Consider the following 14,129-nt stretch of genomic DNA (forward strand, 5'->3'; position numbering starts at 1 on the left):
CATGTGTTCCCGCACCGTGTGCACAAGATCCGACACTCGCTGTGGACAACGCCTGCTCAGGTGAGCTGTGCCGTCCTCAGCACAGTCATGAGCACGACCACTCCCAGAACCAGGGCGCAGGTGCCGTACTGGACCAGTGCCCGGCGCTCGCGCGGGGCGTGGACCATGGCGTACCCGATGACGACTCCGGCGACCAGGCCGCCGATGTGGGCCTGCCAGGAGATGTTGAACCCCGGGCTGAAGGTGAAGATCAGGTTGATCGCCAGCAGCGCGATGATCGGCCGCATGTCGTAGTTGAGCCGGCGCATCAGGACGGCCGTCGCGCCGAAGAGGCCGAAAATGGCGCCGGAGGCGCCCAGCGTGGCCGTCTCGGGGGGAGTCAGCAGATAGGCCAGGGCGCTGCCCGCGAGCCCGGAGATGAAGTACAGCGCGAGGTAGCGGGCGCGGCCCAGTGCCGCTTCGAGCGGGCCTCCGAGCCACCAGAGGCTGAGCATGTTGAACGCGATGTGCCAGATCTCCTGGTGCGTGAACATCGACGTCACCATGCGGTACCACTCGCCTCCCGCCACGCCTTGTGTGGGCGTGAAGGGTGCCGGTGGCCAGGCGCCGCGCAGGACGATGTCGTTCAGCAGCGACTCGTTCGCCTGGACGGCGATGAAGACGGCCAGATTGATGCCGATGAGGATCTTGGTCAGCAGCCGGGGGTCGGCGGCGATGGAGCCGCCGGCGATCGTCCGGGGCATGGCGGCCGTGGGCGAGTGGCCGGTGCCGGAGCCGGTGCGGACGCACTCGGGGCAGTGGAAGCCGACGGAGGCGTTGACCATGCATTCGGGGCAGATGGGGCGCTCGCAGCGTGTACAGCGGATGCCCGTCTCGCGGTCCGGGTGGCGGTAGCACATGGGGACGCTGTGGGCGTCCTGCGGGCTGCCCGCAGCCTGGTCGTCCATGGTCTCCCCTAGGTTGTGTGAGAAAAGCCCGCCCCGCTCATCCTTACGGATGGGCGGGGCGATTGGTTCCCTGCGGGAGCCTTCGCGCTCAGCGGGTCTCGATGACGACGGACTCGATGATCACGTCGCTCAGCGGGCGGTCGGTGCGCGGGTTCGTCTGGGTCGTGGCGATGGTGTCCACGACCTTCTGACTGGCGGCGTCGGTGACCTCGCCGAAGATGGTGTGCTTGCGGTTCAGCCATGCCGTCGGGGAGACGGTGATGAAGAACTGCGAGCCGTTGGTGCCCGGGCCGGCGTTGGCCATGGCCAGCAGGTAGGGCTTGTCGAAGCGCAGGTCCGGGTGGAACTCGTCCTCGAACTGGTAGCCGGGACCGCCGGTACCGTTGCCCAGCGGGTCACCGCCCTGGATCATGAAGCCACTGATCACCCGGTGGAAGACCGTGCCGTCGTAGAGCTTGTCCGTGGACTTCTGACCCGTCTCGGGGTGGGTCCACTCCCGCTCGCCCTGGGCGAGCTCGACGAAGTTCTTGACCGTCTTGGGCGCGTGGTTCGGCAGAAGCCGGACTTCGATGTCGCCGTGATTGGTCTTCAGGGTGGCGTAGAGCTGCTCAGCCACGATCTGCCTTCCGTTGTCTTTCTGTGACTCCCTGATCCTCGCACGGACGGGCCTCCCCGTCGTCCGACCTCGGTGCGGCTGGGGGAAACCCTCGGCGGGTGTCGGGGAAATCAAGTCGAGTAGGCCCGGGGCGGGGGCGCTGGGCGGCGATCCGTGGCATTGTCGACGACAAGCTCCTGTTGCACCCTATTCATCCGCTATCGCACGTGATCGGCGTTGGATGCCGAGTCTCGTGACCCGGATGCCCTTCCGCGCATGCCTGGTCGTGCGTCGGGAGGCATGATCCGTAAAAGGGTGGAAAGTCGAAATACCGTACGCCACCGAGGAGGAGGAACCCGTGACCCGCATCGACAGCGTGCGCGCCGCGACTGGTTCGGCGAAGGACAGCGTGCTGCACGCCGCGGAAGTGGTGGCGCCCTACGCCGACACGGCCAAGGACAGGGCCGCGCACTACGCACACGAGGCACGCGTACGGCTAGCGCCCAAGGTGACGCAGGCCGCAGGGCAGGCGCGTGTCCAGTACGGCGCTCATGTGCAGCCGTATCTGGAGCAGGCCCGCGCGCATGTGCCGCCGAAGGTCGACCATGCCGCCCAGGAAGCCGCTGAGCGCACGCGTAAGGCTGCCCGTCAGGCGGCGGAGTACTCCAGGCCGAGGATCGAGCAGGCGGTGGCCGCGGCCGTGCCTGTGACGACCGAGGCCGCGGCCCGGAGTGCGGCCGCCATGGCCGCTCTGCGCGGTCAGGTCTCGTCCAAGGAGATCCAGAAGCTGGTCCGCAAGCATGAGCGGCGGGCCAAGGCCGGTAAGGCCGCGAAGTCACTGCTGCTTCTGGGCGCTCTTGCGGGTGGGGCTTTCGCCGCGTGGAAGTGGTGGGACAAGCAGGCCAATCCGGACTGGCTGGTGGAGCCGCCGGCTGCGACGGAGGTCCCGGAGTCGGGGCGCCTGTCGTCCGTGGACGGCACGGGTCCGGCGGTTCTGGACCCGGAGGTCGAGGCCAAGCAGGCCGAGGACGAGGCCGCTCGGCGCGACGATCGTTCCTGAGGGCGCACCGGATTCAACAGCACGGCGGGGCGAGAGACTTGAGGGTCTCTCGCCCCGCCGTGCTGTTTCACGTGAAACACTCGCCCGCGGTCTGCGCCCGGCTGCGCAAAAATGCCCTCCGAGACCGCGTTTCCGCAGTTCGGAGGGCATTTCTCAAGTGGAGCCTAGGGGAGTCGAACCCCTGACATCTGCCATGCAAAGACAGCGCTCTACCAACTGAGCTAAGGCCCCGTGAGGAGACGTCCGTCCGGAGAAATTGCGTCCCGGCGGGCGTCGAAGACCAGAGTACCGGGTCACCCCCGTGGTTCCGCAAAAAGATGGGGGGTCCCCGTCGACGACCACTCTCCGTAAGATGCTCGGCGTGGTTCGCTACCGCGAACCGCCGTACATGGGGAAGCGATGGGGAGACGCAATGGACGCCGCACAGCAGGAAGCGACCGCAAGAGCGCGGGAACTGCAGCGGAACTGGTACGGGGAGCCGCTGGGGGCGCTCTTCCGTAGGCTTATCGACGATCTTGGTCTCAACCAGGCTCGTCTCGCGGGGGTTCTGGGACTGTCCGCGCCGATGCTGTCGCAGCTGATGAGCGGTCAGCGGGCGAAGATCGGCAACCCGGCCGTGGTGCAGCGGGTGCAGCTGTTGCAGGACCTGGCGGGGCAGGTCGCGGACGGCAGTGTGAGCGCGGCCGAGGCCACCGAGCGCATGGAGGAGATCAAGAAGTCGCAAGGGGGGTCGGTGCTCAGCAACACCACGCAGACGACGAGCAGTTCGGGGGCGCCCACGGTCAAGCGCGTCGTGCGTGAGATCCAGTCGCTGCTGCGGTCGGTGGCGGCGGCGGGCGACATCATCGATGCCGCCGACACTCTCTCCCCGACCCATCCGGAGCTGGCAGAGTTCCTCCGGGTCTACGGCGCCGGCCGCACCTCGGACGCGGTCTCGCACTACCAGTCCCACCAGAACTGATCCTGCCGCCCGGTCGCCGAAGGGGGTTCGGTTGCGGGTGGCGGGTGAGGTGACGGGGGATGCGTCACGGTACGGACGGGCACGAGGGGGCGTGTTCCGTACGGGGGACCGTTCGACGCGAGGGGGATGTATCGCTCATCGGGGGAGTGCCGGGGGCGTCGGGGGCTCGGGGGAGCTGTTTCGTCCGTCGGGGAGTCGTAGCGCTCGCCGGGGGGAAGCAAGGGGGGAAGCCGCAGGGGGAGGAGCGACGTACAGCCATGGGTGAGGTCTTCGCCGGCCGGTACGAACTGGTCGACCCGATCGGGCGCGGAGGGGTCGGCGCCGTGTGGCGCGCCTGGGATCATCGTCGGCGTCGCTACGTGGCCGCGAAGGTTCTGCTCCAGAGCGACGCGCACTCGCTGCTGCGTTTCGTGCGGGAGCAGGCGCTGCGGATCGACCATCCTCATGTGCTCGCCCCCACCAGCTGGGCCGCCGACGACGACAAGGTCCTGTTCACCATGGATCTGGTCGCGGGCGGATCGCTCGTCCATCTCGTCGGGGACTACGGTCCCCTGCCGCCGGCTTTCGTGTGCACTCTGCTCGACCAGCTGCTGGCGGGTCTGGCGGCGGTGCACGCGGAGGACGTGGTGCACCGTGACGTGAAACCGGCCAATGTGCTGCTGGAGGCCACGGGCACGGGCCGGCCGAGGCTGCGGCTGTCGGACTTCGGCATCGCGATGCGGCTGGGTGAGCCCCGCCTGACGGAGACCAACCTCGTGGTGGGGACGCCGGGCTATCTCGCGCCCGAGCAGATGATGGGTGCCGAACCGGACTTCACCGCCGATCTGTTCGCCGCGGGGCTGGTGGCGCTGTACTTGCTGGAGGGCGCCAAGCCGGACAGCAAGGCACTGATCCAGTACTTCGCCGAGCACGGGACGCCCGGTGCGCCCCAGGGCATTCCGGAGCCGCTGTGGCAGGTGGTGGCCACACTGCTGCAGCCGGATCCGGAGGCGCGGTTCCGTACGGCCACGGGGGCGCGCAAGGCGCTCGCGGCCGCCGCCGAGCTCCTGCCGGAGCCGGGTCCGGACGACGAGCTGATCGAGATCTTCGACCAACTCGGCCCGTTGCCAAGAGGGTTCGCCGCCGAGGGGCCCCTGGAGCGGGCGAAGGGGCTGGGCCCGGGAGCGGAGCGGTCCGACTCCGCCGGGAGGGGCGAGGAGCGGTCGCGGCAGGGTGAGGACGAGGGTGCGCTGACGGGGTCCGGCGGGCGGCCCGCCGAGACCTACCGGCGCCGTGCACGGGAGACACCCAGCGACCCGCGACGTGCCACTGGTCCGTCGGGCGGCTCGGCGCAGCCGCCCTCCATGTCGGACACCGGCAGCTTCCATCTGCCGCCTCCGCAGGCCACCGTGACCTCCTCCCCCGGCCCTGGGCGGCAGGGGGCTGCACCGCACCAGCAGCAGCCGGTCTCCCCCTACGACCCCACGCACCGGCTGTCGCCCGCACAGCCGCTGCCACCGGTGTACTCCGGTCCTCCCCTGCCTCCTGCGGAGCAGTACCGCGCGGACGCCTCGACAGCCTCGTACACCGCCCGCTCCCCACAGGCCCCGCAGCCCTCGCAGGCCCCGTCGAGCGGCCAGACGCCGTCACGGCACCGGGCCCGGCGGCCTTCCCGCCCCGGCCCTCCCGCCGGCGTGGTGATCCCGGTGCTGCTGCTCGCGCTGGCCTGTTACGCCGTGGGCTTCTGGGCCCTGACCCGCATCTGAGGCCGTTGCAGGGACCGCGCCCGCCCTACGCGGCCGTTGCGCGCCGGGCGAGCACGGTCCACACGCCGAGTCCGACCAGCAGTGCGCTTCCGGTGCCGATGCCGCCCACGGCGAGCGCCCTCATAGCGGTGTCGTCGCCCGCCGCGACGCCCTCCGCGGCTGCCTCCCGGTCCTGCTCCGAGACCTCGAAGACGCCCTTCGGCTCGGACTCTCCGACGTATTCGGGACCGCTCTGCGGCTGCCCGCTCACCCGGACGCGCAGCGTCATCGGGAACGGCCCGTCCCCGAAGGTGTCGGCGACGCTCTCCGCGAGATGGGCGACGAGGTAATAGGAGCCGGCGAAGCGCAGCGTGCTCACCTGTGCGGTGGCGGCGTAGCGGTTGGCGTGGTCGACCGGTGGCAGGGGAGGCAGGCTTGCGGCGTTCTGGCCGCCGTTGTAGCCCACGCCGACGTCGGCGACGTCCGCGCGGGCGGGGCTGTAGAGGGTCAGGTCCAGGGCGTCGGAGGTGTAGCCGGTGCTGCCGGAGTCGGTGCTGCCGAGTTCCGCGGTGACGGAGATCTGCTGTCCCCAGTCGACGGGCACCGCGTAGAAGAGGGTCTGCCCGGGTCGGATGTCGTCCTGCCAGGCGCCCTGGTCGATGGGTGCGGCACCGGTGAATCCCGCGCCGCCCTTGCGGCGCCGTGCTTCTCCCGGGAGCGGCTGGGGAGTGGCGGAGTTCCATGCCCCGGGCGCGCTGGTCGGTCCTGTCTTCGCCGTCCGCGGTTCCGTCATGGCGACGAGTTCCAGGTCCCAGGCGTCCGGTGAGGAGCCTTCGCCGTCGGGATCGACGCGCTCGACGGTGACGTAGTGGGTGCCGGCCTTCTGACACAGCGCTTTGCCGGGCGAGATCTGGCGCATGCCCCACGCCGCGATGGGATGAGGGCTGCGGGCGATTCCGAAGCTCGTGTTGTCGACGGAGCAGGTGTTGCCCTCGGCGTCCTGGACGGTCACCTTGACCCCGTCGATGACGGAGACGGTGCTGTCGGGGGAGGGGGCGGCGGTGACGGAGACGTAGGCGTTCGACGCGGCGTCGAGGTCCAGGCGGTAGCTGACCTTGCCGCTGCCCGGCAGAGAGCTCTTGTAGGTGCCGCCGGGCTTCAGGAGGGGGGCGTTGCCTGTGCTCCTGGCTCCTTCGACGCTCTGTGCGCCGTCGGCGAAGGCGTAAGGGCTCGGCGTTCCGGAGGTGAGTGCGGCAGCAGCAGCGGGCAGCGGCACCGCGGCCGCTGTCGCCCCGAGGGCCACGGCCAGGGCTCCCAGGCGCACGGCCACCACCGGACGGTGGCGCCACGCCCCCGCGCGCCGTCCCCACGCCGTACGGCACCGTCCTCTCACGCGCCACCCCTCACCGTCGCCGAGCCCCCAGCCGTGAAGCCGTGAAGCCGTGGCCCATCCTGCCGCGCCGGCCGGGTTCGCGACCGGCTCTCGGCACACAAAACCCCGACCGCGAGGCGGCCGGGGTGTGCTCGGTATGGGTTGTCGTGGCTCACGAACCCGTGGGCACGGAGTCAGTCGCCTCCGTCCACAGATCCTGCTCGGCGCGATCCGCCTGGATCTGGCGGTACACGAGGAGCCCGCCGATGGCGGCCAGTGCGACCAGGAGAAGCTTCTTCACCGCGCGACCTCGTCTTTCGTTGACGTAGGGGACCTCTGGCGCCCGACTATACACACCGACCGATACCGATCGGTGACCTGAGTCGGCCCTCAACTCCCCGCCCGGTAACCGGGATAGAAGCGGAGTTCACCACTCCGATCGGAGGGTGATCACACCCCGGCAGACGGCTACTTTGACCTCCCTTCACCCCTCTCCTCACCTTTTCTCCGCCCTTGCGCCCATCCGGGTGGTGTTCATCAGAACATCGACGCGCCACGGGCGGAGATCCACCACTTCTCGACCCCCATACACATCATGAGGAAAGTACGCAAATCGCCCAACCCGAAAGTGAGGGGTTATGGCCAGGAACAAGGTCATGAACCTGTGGACCGCCATCGTCACCGCCTTCCTCGCGCTGTGCACGGCGCTCGGACTCGTCACCACGACCGCCGCCGTGGCCGTACCGCAGACCGAGCAGAAGAGCAACAGCAACGGCGCGAGCATCCCGCAGCAGCGGACGGCGGCACCGGCGGTGTTCCCCTGGTCCTCACCCAGGGCCCTGCCCCCCACGATGAAGCAGCGCATCCGCGCCGAGGCGCACGGCAAGACCCCCCGCTGCCGGCACCGCTCGCCCGCGGACACGCAGGCCTCCCCCGTCCCCGACTGCACCGACGAGGACCCCGACGCGGAACCGGACCACCTCACGCCGCTCCAGCGCTGAACCCCCGGAACGACCACCGGCGATCCTGCGTACAAAGCCCGGCAGCTCGGCAGAGCAGCCGGGCTTACGCGTGTCCCGGCCCGTCCGCGGCCTCCTGACCGGCAGAGCCGGCCTGAGGTGTCCGCCGGACCCGGCGGCCTCGGTACCAGACGGCCCAGCCCACCAGGAGGGTCGAGAAAGCGAGGGCGCCCAGCATCCCCGGGTCCCCGTCCAGGGCCTTGGGCCAGGCACCGCGCCCCAAGTAGACCTGAGAGGCGATGAACACCAGCCACCCCCACCTGCCCCGGCCCAGCCACCGCCGCAGTCGCGCCCCGGTCCCTCGGGCGACTGCTCTCACGGTCACGCGGCCCTCCCTGAACGACGAAAACCCCCAACCATGAACGGTTGGGGGTTTCATGCTGGTGGGGCTAACAGGATTTGAACCTGTGGCCTCATCCTTATCAGGGATGCGCTCTAACCAACTGAGCTATAGCCCCGCCGCGCTTTGCGGTGTGTCCCGCGCGCTGACTCCTGAAGATTAGCGCACGACATGGGCAGTCCCAAAATCGGTTGTCGGGGCCCCGTCAGGACCGCGGCGAAGGCGACGTCACTCGTCCTCGGCGAGGGTCAGCTCGACACCGCCCACGAAGCCCGCGGACAGGTTGTAGATGAACGCGCCGAGGGTCGCGAGGGCCGTCGCCAGGACGACGTCGATGACCGCGATGACCGACGTGAACATCAGGACGTTGGGCAGCGACAGGAAGGCCTGCAGGTCGAAGCCGTTGGACTCGTTCGAGCCCGTGGCCTCGGAGATCGTGCCGCCGACCGTCGAGAAGACCCCCATCGCGTCCATGACCATCCACAGCACGGCGGACGCGACGATCGTGCAGATGCCCAGGGCGATGGAGAGCAGGAAGCTGACCTTCATCACCGACCACGGGTCGGCCTTCGCCACCCGCAGCCGCGCCTTGCGGACCCGAGGCGTGGTGCTCGCCCCCGTGCGGGGGCGCCGTACGGCCCCCGTCGCGGCACCCGCTCCCGCTCCCGCACCGGCCGCCGCCTGCTGCGCCGGGTAGGCCTGCGGCGGGTGGTACGGCCCGGCCTGCTGCTGCGTCTGCCGTTCCCCGGGCAGGGGCGAGGCCGCGCCCGGCTCCTGCGCGGCCGGCTGCGGCTGCGCGCCGGAGGCGGACGGGCCCGTGCCGGCCTTGGGCTGCTTGGTCTTCGGACCTCGGGTGTCCGTCACAGTTCCCCCCTGTGATGCATGCGGGTCAGGCGCAGGCGTGTCCTTGGTCGGGGACTTGATCGCCTTCAGGTTGGTCGTGTGCGGGTCCGCCGCACGCGCGGCGGAGCCACGGCCGCCGTCGTCCGCTTCCGTACCCCTTGAGGTTCCGGCCGGTCCGGCGCCCGTGGCTCCGCTCACGCTGACTCACTCCTCGTGCCTACTCGGCCGAGGGCGCCTCACCCTCGTCCGTGCCGCTCGCGGCACCCTCGGCGGTCTCGTCGACGACCACGTCGCCGTCGACCTCCTCCGCCTCGCGTCCCGCCTCGGCGTTGCGAGCGATGCCCACGACGGCATCGCGCTTGCCCAGATTGATCAGTTGGACGCCCATGGTGTCACGGCCGGTTTCCCTGATCTCGTTGACTCGCGTACGAATCACACCGCCCGACAGCGTGATGGCGAGGATCTCATCGGTTTCCTCGACCACCAGCGCGCCGACGAGGGACCCACGGTCCTCGACGATCTTGGCAGCCTTGATGCCGAGGCCGCCGCGACCCTGGACGCGGTACTCGTCGACGGCGGTCCGCTTCGCGTACCCGCCGTCTGTGGCAGTGAACACGAACGTACCGGGTCGAACAACATTCATCGAGAGCAGCTCGTCGCCCTCGCGGAAGCTCATGCCCTTGACACCCGAGGTGGCACGGCCCATGGGCCGCAGGGTGTCGTCCGAGGCGGTGAACCTGATCGACTGGGCCTTCTTGCTGATCAGAAGCAGATCGTCGTCCGCCGAGACCAGCTCGGCTCCGATCAGTTCGTCGTCCGAACCGTCCTCCATCGACCGGAGGTTGATCGCGATCACACCGCCGGAACGGGGCGAATCGTAATCCTTCAGAGGCGTCTTCTTCACAAGTCCGGCCTTGGTGGCGAGCACGAGGTAGGGAACCGCCTCGTAGTCGCGGATCGCCAGGATCTCGGCGATCGCCTCGTCCGGCTGGAAGGCGAGCAGGTTCGCCACGTGCTGACCGCGCGCGTCCCGGCCGGCGTCCGGCAGCTCGTAGCCCTTGACGCGGTAGACACGGCCCTTGTTGGTGAAGAACAGCAGCCAGTGGTGCGTGGTGGACACGAAGAAGTGGTCGACGATGTCGTCTTCCTTGAGCTTCGTGCCGCGCACGCCCTTGCCGCCGCGCTTCTGGGCGCGGTAGTCGTCGGTCTTGGTGCGCTTGATGTAGCCGCCCCGGGTGACCGTGACGACGATGTCCTCCTCGGCGATCAGGTCCTCGATGGACATGTCGCCCTCGTAGGGGACCAGCGTCGTCTTGCGGTCGTCGCCGAACTTCTCGACGAGCGCGGCCAGTTCTTCACTGACGATGCCGCGCTGGCGGACCGGGGACGCGAGGATCTCGTTGTACTCGTTGATCTTCGCCTGGAGTTCGTCGTGCTCCTGGACGATCTTCTGGCGCTCCAGGGCGGCCAGTCGGCGCAGCTGCATCTCGAGGATGGCGTTGGCCTGGATCTCGTCGATCTCCAGCAGGCTCATCAGGCCGCCGCGGGCGATCTCCACGGTGTCACTGCGCCGGATCAGCGCGATGACCTCGTCGATGGCGTCCAGGGCCTTCAGCAGGCCGCGCAGGATGTGCGCCCGCTCCTCGGCCTTGCGCAGCCGGAAGCGCGTACGGCGGACGATGACCTCGATCTGGTGCGTCACCCAGTGCCGGATGAACGCGTCGAGCGAGAGCGTGCGCGGCACGCCGTCCACCAGCGCCAGCATGTTGGCGCCGAAGTTCGTCTGGAGGTCGGTGTGCTTGTACAGGTTGTTCAGCACGACCTTGGCGACCGCGTCCCGCTTCAGCACGATGACCAGGCGCTGGCCGGTGCGCGAGGAGGTCTCGTCGCGGACGTCCGCGATGCCGCCGATCTTGCCGTCCTTGACCAGGTCGGCGATCTTCTGGGCGAGGTTGTCCGGGTTGACCTGGTACGGCAGCTCGGTGACCACCAGGCACTGGCGGTTCTGGATCTCCTCGACCTCGACGACCGCGCGCATGGTGATGGAGCCGCGGCCGGTGCGGTACGCCTCCTCGATGCCCCGGCGGCCGACGACGAGCGCGCCGGTCGGGAAGTCCGGGCCCTTGATGCGCTCGATGAGCGCGTCCAGCAGCTCCTCGTGCGAGGCCTCGGGGTTCTCCAGATACCACTGGGCGCCGGCGGCGACCTCGCGCAGGTTGTGCGGCGGGATGTTGGTGGCCATGCCGACCGCGATACCGGCCGAGCCGTTGATCAGCAGGTTCGGGAAGCGGGCCGGCAGGACGGTCGGCTCCTGGGAGCGGCCGTCGTAGTTGTCCGTGAAGTCGACGGTCTCCTCGTCGATGTCACGGACCATCTCCATCGACAGCGGCGCCATCTTGCACTCGGTGTACCGCATGGCCGCGGCCGGGTCGTTGCCCGGGGAGCCGAAGTTGCCGTTGGAGTCGACGAGCGGCATGCGCATCGACCAGGACTGGGCGAGGCGCACGAGCGCGTCGTAGATGGAGGAGTCGCCGTGCGGGTGGTAGTTGCCCATGACGTCGCCGACGACGCGGGCGCACTTGTAGAAGCCGCGCTCGGGGCGGTAGCCGCCGTCGTACATGGCGTACAGCACACGGCGGTGGACGGGCTTGAGACCGTCGCGGACGTCCGGCAGCGCACGCGAGACGATGACGGACATCGCGTAGTCGAGGTACGAGCGCTGCATCTCCGTCTCGAGCCCGACGGGCTCGACGCGCATGGCAAGGGCGTCACCCTCGGGCGTCGTCACGGGAGTGTTCTCGTCGGTCATTGCTGGTGAAGATCCTTCCTGGTGCGGTCAGCTGAGACCGACTCAGATGTCGAGGAAGCGGACGTCCTTGGCGTTGCGCTGGATGAACGCGCGGCGGGCCTCGACGTCCTCGCCCATGAGGACCGAGAACAGGTCGTCGGCCTGGGCGGCGTCGTCGAGGGTGACCTGGCCGAGGACGCGGTGCTCCTGGTCCATGGTCGTGATGCGCAGCTCCTCGGCGTTCATCTCACCGAGACCCTTGAAGCGCTGCACGGAGTCGTCCTTGATGCGCTTGCCGGCGTTGCGGCCCATCTCGATCAGGGCGTCGCGCTCGCGGTCGGAGTACGCGTACTCGAAGTCGTCCTTGCCCCACTTGATCTTGTAGAGCGGCGGGCGGGAGAGGTACACGTGACCGGCTTCGACCAAGGGCCGCATGAAGCGGAACAGGAAGGTCAGCAGCAGGGTGTTGATGTGCTGGCCGTCGACGTCGGCGTCCGCCATCAGGATGATCTTGTGATAGCGGAGCTTCTCGATGTCGAAGTCCTCGTGGACTCCGGTGCCGAAGGCCGAGATCAGCGCCTGGATCTCCTGGTTCTGCAGGATCTTGTCGATCCGCGCCTTCTCGACGTTCAGGATCTTGCCGCGGATCGGGAGGATCGCCTGGTACTGCGGGTTGCGGCCGGACTTGGCCGAGCCGCCGGCGGAGTCACCCTCGACGATGAAGATCTCGCACTTGGTGGGATCGTTCGACTGGCAGTCGGAGAGCTTGCCCGGCAGGGACGCGGTCTCCAGCAGGCCCTTGCGGCGGGTCAGGTCACGGGCCTTGCGGGCCGCCACGCGCGCGGTGGCCGCCTGGATGCCCTTGCGGATGATGTCCGCGGCCTCGTTCGGGTTGCGGTCCAGCCAGTCCGCGAGGTGCTCGTAGACGACCTTCTGGACGAACGTCTTGGCCTCGGTGTTGCCCAGCTTGGTCTTCGTCTGGCCCTCGAACTGCGGCTCGCTCAGCTTGACCGAGATGATCGCCGTCAGACCCTCGCGGATGTCGTCGCCCGTGAGGTTGTCGTCCTTCTCGCGCAGCAGCCTCTTGTCGCGCGCGTACTTGTTGATCAGCGAGGTCAGCGCGGCCCGGAAGCCCTCCTCGTGCGTACCGCCCTCGTGGGTGTGGATGATGTTCGCGAAGGAGTACACGCCCTCGGTGTAGCCGCCGTTCCACTGCATGGCGATCTCGAGGGACAGCTGCCTGTCCTTGTCCTCGGCCTCCAGGTCGATGACGGTCGGGTGGACCGCCTCGCCCTTGCGGGAGTTGAGGTACTTCACGAAGTCGACGATGCCGCCCTCGTAGTGGTACGTGACGGTCTTGACCTCGGCCTTCTCGTCCGCACCGGCCTCGTCGGCACCGGTCACGGCCTTCGCCGACTCGCGCTCGTCCGTGAGTTTGATCGTCAAACCCTTGTTGAGGAACGCCATCTCCTGGAAGCGCCGCGAGAGCGTCTCGAAGGAGTAGTCGGTGGTCTCGAAGATGTCGCCGTCGGCCCAGAAGGTGACCGACGTGCCGGTCTCGTCCGTGGCCTCGTGCTGGGCGAGCGGGGCCGTCGGGACGCCCATCTTGTAGTCCTGCGTCCAGCGGTGGCCGTCGGTCCTCACCTCGACGGAGACCTTGCTGGACAGGGCGTTCACGACCGAGACACCGACGCCGTGCAGACCACCGGAGACCGCGTAGCCGCCGCCGCCGAACTTGCCGCCCGCGTGCAGCACGGTCAGCACGACCTCGACGGCCGGCTTGCCCTCGGACGGCACGATGCCCACCGGGATGCCACGGCCGTTGTCGACGACGCGGACGCCGCCGTCGGCCAGGATCGTCACCTGGATCGTGTCCGCGTGCCCGGCCAGCGCCTCGTCGACGGAGTTGTCGACGACCTCGTACACGAGGTGGTGCAGACCGCGCTCACCGGTCGAGCCGATGTACATGCCGGGCCGCTTGCGGACCGCGTCCAGACCCTCGAGGACGGTGATGGCACTGGCGTCGTACGAGGCGGTGACCTCGCTGTTGGAGGTGATCGCCTCGCTGCTCACGCCTTCGTCGGTGGACGGGATGTTCTCGTTGGGGTTGCCGGAATCGGCCACGAAGCGCCCTTTCTGGCACAGCACGAGCCAGGCTCGTCGGCGGGTTGCCGGAGCGGCTGCGGCATGTTGCGTTGGTAAGCCTTGATCAGCGTTGCTCAGCTTTTCCCGGACGGTCCCCAGCGAGTGGGGCGGGATTGCTTCCAGTCTACCGGTAGCACTGACACTGATGGGGGTTTGCCGGTACCTGAGTCCGCATGTGCCGCCCTCGACGGGTCTCGTCCTACTCCCGATATACGGATGGGGGCTCCAAGAGGCTCACGGAGGCACTCAGCGCTTCCAGCCGTCAACCCTTGGCTACTTCGGAGTCAGGTCGCGATTCGCAACCATGTGCGGGCACACACCGAGAGCACCGCCGG

12 protein-coding genes and 2 tRNA genes are annotated in these 14,129 nt (G+C 68.8%); 4 read left to right on the plus strand and 10 right to left on the minus strand.

Going from position 1 to position 14,129, the window contains the following annotated elements:
• Positions 1 to 56 precede the first annotated feature (56 nt).
• Together GTY56_RS10110 and GTY56_RS10115 are read right to left on the minus strand one after the other, a co-directional pair.
• On the minus strand, positions 57 to 947 hold the full coding sequence (locus GTY56_RS10110; RefSeq protein ID WP_161364617.1) for a rhomboid family intramembrane serine protease: 891 nt from the start codon (positions 945 to 947) through the stop codon (positions 57 to 59).
• 88 nt (positions 948 to 1,035) lie between these two features.
• Entirely contained in the window at positions 1,036 to 1,563 is a 528-nt protein-coding gene (locus GTY56_RS10115; protein ID WP_161364620.1) for a peptidylprolyl isomerase, read from the minus strand.
• Between the two features lie 337 nt (positions 1,564 to 1,900).
• Here GTY56_RS10115 and GTY56_RS10120 point away from each other — a divergent pair, with 337 nt between their 5' ends.
• Positions 1,901 to 2,602, plus strand: a complete 702-nt coding sequence (locus GTY56_RS10120; RefSeq protein WP_161364622.1) for a DUF5324 family protein — start codon at positions 1,901 to 1,903, stop codon at positions 2,600 to 2,602.
• Between the two features lie 158 nt (positions 2,603 to 2,760).
• Here the strand turns inward: GTY56_RS10120 and GTY56_RS10125 are convergent.
• Positions 2,761 to 2,833, minus strand: a tRNA-Ala gene (locus GTY56_RS10125).
• A gap of 181 nt (positions 2,834 to 3,014) precedes the next feature.
• On the opposite strand from GTY56_RS10125, the gene GTY56_RS10130 reads away from it, so the two are divergent.
• Entirely contained in the window at positions 3,015 to 3,563 is a 549-nt protein-coding gene (locus tag GTY56_RS10130; protein ID WP_161364624.1) for a helix-turn-helix domain-containing protein, read from the plus strand.
• Positions 3,564 to 3,820: 257 nt separating this feature from the next.
• Entirely contained in the window at positions 3,821 to 5,308 is a 1,488-nt protein-coding gene (locus GTY56_RS10135) for a protein kinase domain-containing protein (RefSeq protein ID WP_161364626.1), read from the plus strand.
• A gap of 25 nt (positions 5,309 to 5,333) precedes the next feature.
• On the opposite strand, the gene GTY56_RS10140 is transcribed toward GTY56_RS10135, so the two are convergent.
• Both GTY56_RS10140 and GTY56_RS40440 read right to left on the minus strand, forming a co-directional pair.
• The gene (locus GTY56_RS10140) at positions 5,334 to 6,617 is read right to left on the minus strand and encodes a hypothetical protein (protein WP_161364628.1); all 1,284 of its coding nucleotides are present in this window, start codon (positions 6,615 to 6,617) and stop codon (positions 5,334 to 5,336) included.
• Positions 6,618 to 6,831: 214 nt separating this feature from the next.
• Positions 6,832 to 6,960 carry a DLW-39 family protein gene (locus GTY56_RS40440; protein ID WP_003999697.1) on the minus strand — a complete coding sequence of 43 codons (129 nt, stop codon included), beginning with the start codon at positions 6,958 to 6,960 and terminating at the stop codon, positions 6,832 to 6,834.
• A 337-nt stretch (positions 6,961 to 7,297) separates the two neighbouring features.
• Here GTY56_RS40440 and GTY56_RS10150 point away from each other — a divergent pair, with 337 nt between their 5' ends.
• The gene (locus tag GTY56_RS10150; protein ID WP_161364630.1) at positions 7,298 to 7,660 is read left to right on the plus strand and encodes a DUF6344 domain-containing protein; all 363 of its coding nucleotides are present in this window, start codon (positions 7,298 to 7,300) and stop codon (positions 7,658 to 7,660) included.
• Between the two features lie 64 nt (positions 7,661 to 7,724).
• Here GTY56_RS10150 and GTY56_RS10155 read toward each other — a convergent pair whose 3' ends face one another.
• The 5 genes from GTY56_RS10155 to gyrB form a co-directional block, all read right to left on the minus strand.
• Positions 7,725 to 8,003, minus strand: coding sequence for a hypothetical protein (locus GTY56_RS10155; protein ID WP_161364632.1), 279 nt, complete (start codon positions 8,001 to 8,003; stop codon positions 7,725 to 7,727).
• Positions 8,004 to 8,059: 56 nt separating this feature from the next.
• Positions 8,060 to 8,136: transfer RNA gene (locus tag GTY56_RS10160), tRNA-Ile, on the minus strand.
• Positions 8,137 to 8,246: 110 nt separating this feature from the next.
• On the minus strand, positions 8,247 to 9,059 hold the full coding sequence (locus GTY56_RS10165; protein WP_161364634.1) for a DUF3566 domain-containing protein: 813 nt from the start codon (positions 9,057 to 9,059) through the stop codon (positions 8,247 to 8,249).
• Positions 9,060 to 9,078: 19 nt separating this feature from the next.
• Positions 9,079 to 11,670 carry a DNA gyrase subunit A gene (gene gyrA / locus GTY56_RS10170; protein ID WP_161364636.1) on the minus strand — a complete coding sequence of 864 codons (2,592 nt, stop codon included), beginning with the start codon at positions 11,668 to 11,670 and terminating at the stop codon, positions 9,079 to 9,081.
• A gap of 42 nt (positions 11,671 to 11,712) precedes the next feature.
• Complete coding sequence (gene gyrB, locus GTY56_RS10175; RefSeq protein WP_107456673.1) at positions 11,713 to 13,773, minus strand: DNA topoisomerase (ATP-hydrolyzing) subunit B; 2,061 nt, start codon at positions 13,771 to 13,773, stop codon at positions 11,713 to 11,715.
• Between the last annotated feature and the right edge of the window lie 356 nt (positions 13,774 to 14,129).

The organism is Streptomyces sp. SID5643, assembly GCF_009872555.1.
Taxonomy (GTDB): domain Bacteria; phylum Actinomycetota; class Actinomycetes; order Streptomycetales; family Streptomycetaceae; genus Streptomyces; species Streptomyces iakyrus.

Bases quoted from the DNA above. Each gene is read 5' to 3' on its own strand.
- GTY56_RS10110 (WP_161364617.1), bottom strand. From the start codon at position 947: ATGGACGACCAGGCTGCGGGCAGCCCGCAGGACGCCCACAGCGTCCCC.
- GTY56_RS10130 (WP_161364624.1), top strand. From the start codon at position 3,015: ATGGACGCCGCACAGCAGGAAGCGACCGCAAGAGCGCGGGAACTGCAG.
- GTY56_RS10135 (WP_161364626.1), top strand. From the start codon at position 3,821: ATGGGTGAGGTCTTCGCCGGCCGGTACGAACTGGTCGACCCGATCGGG.
- GTY56_RS10150 (WP_161364630.1), top strand. From the start codon at position 7,298: ATGGCCAGGAACAAGGTCATGAACCTGTGGACCGCCATCGTCACCGCC.
- gyrA (WP_161364636.1), bottom strand. From the start codon at position 11,670: ATGACCGACGAGAACACTCCCGTGACGACGCCCGAGGGTGACGCCCTT.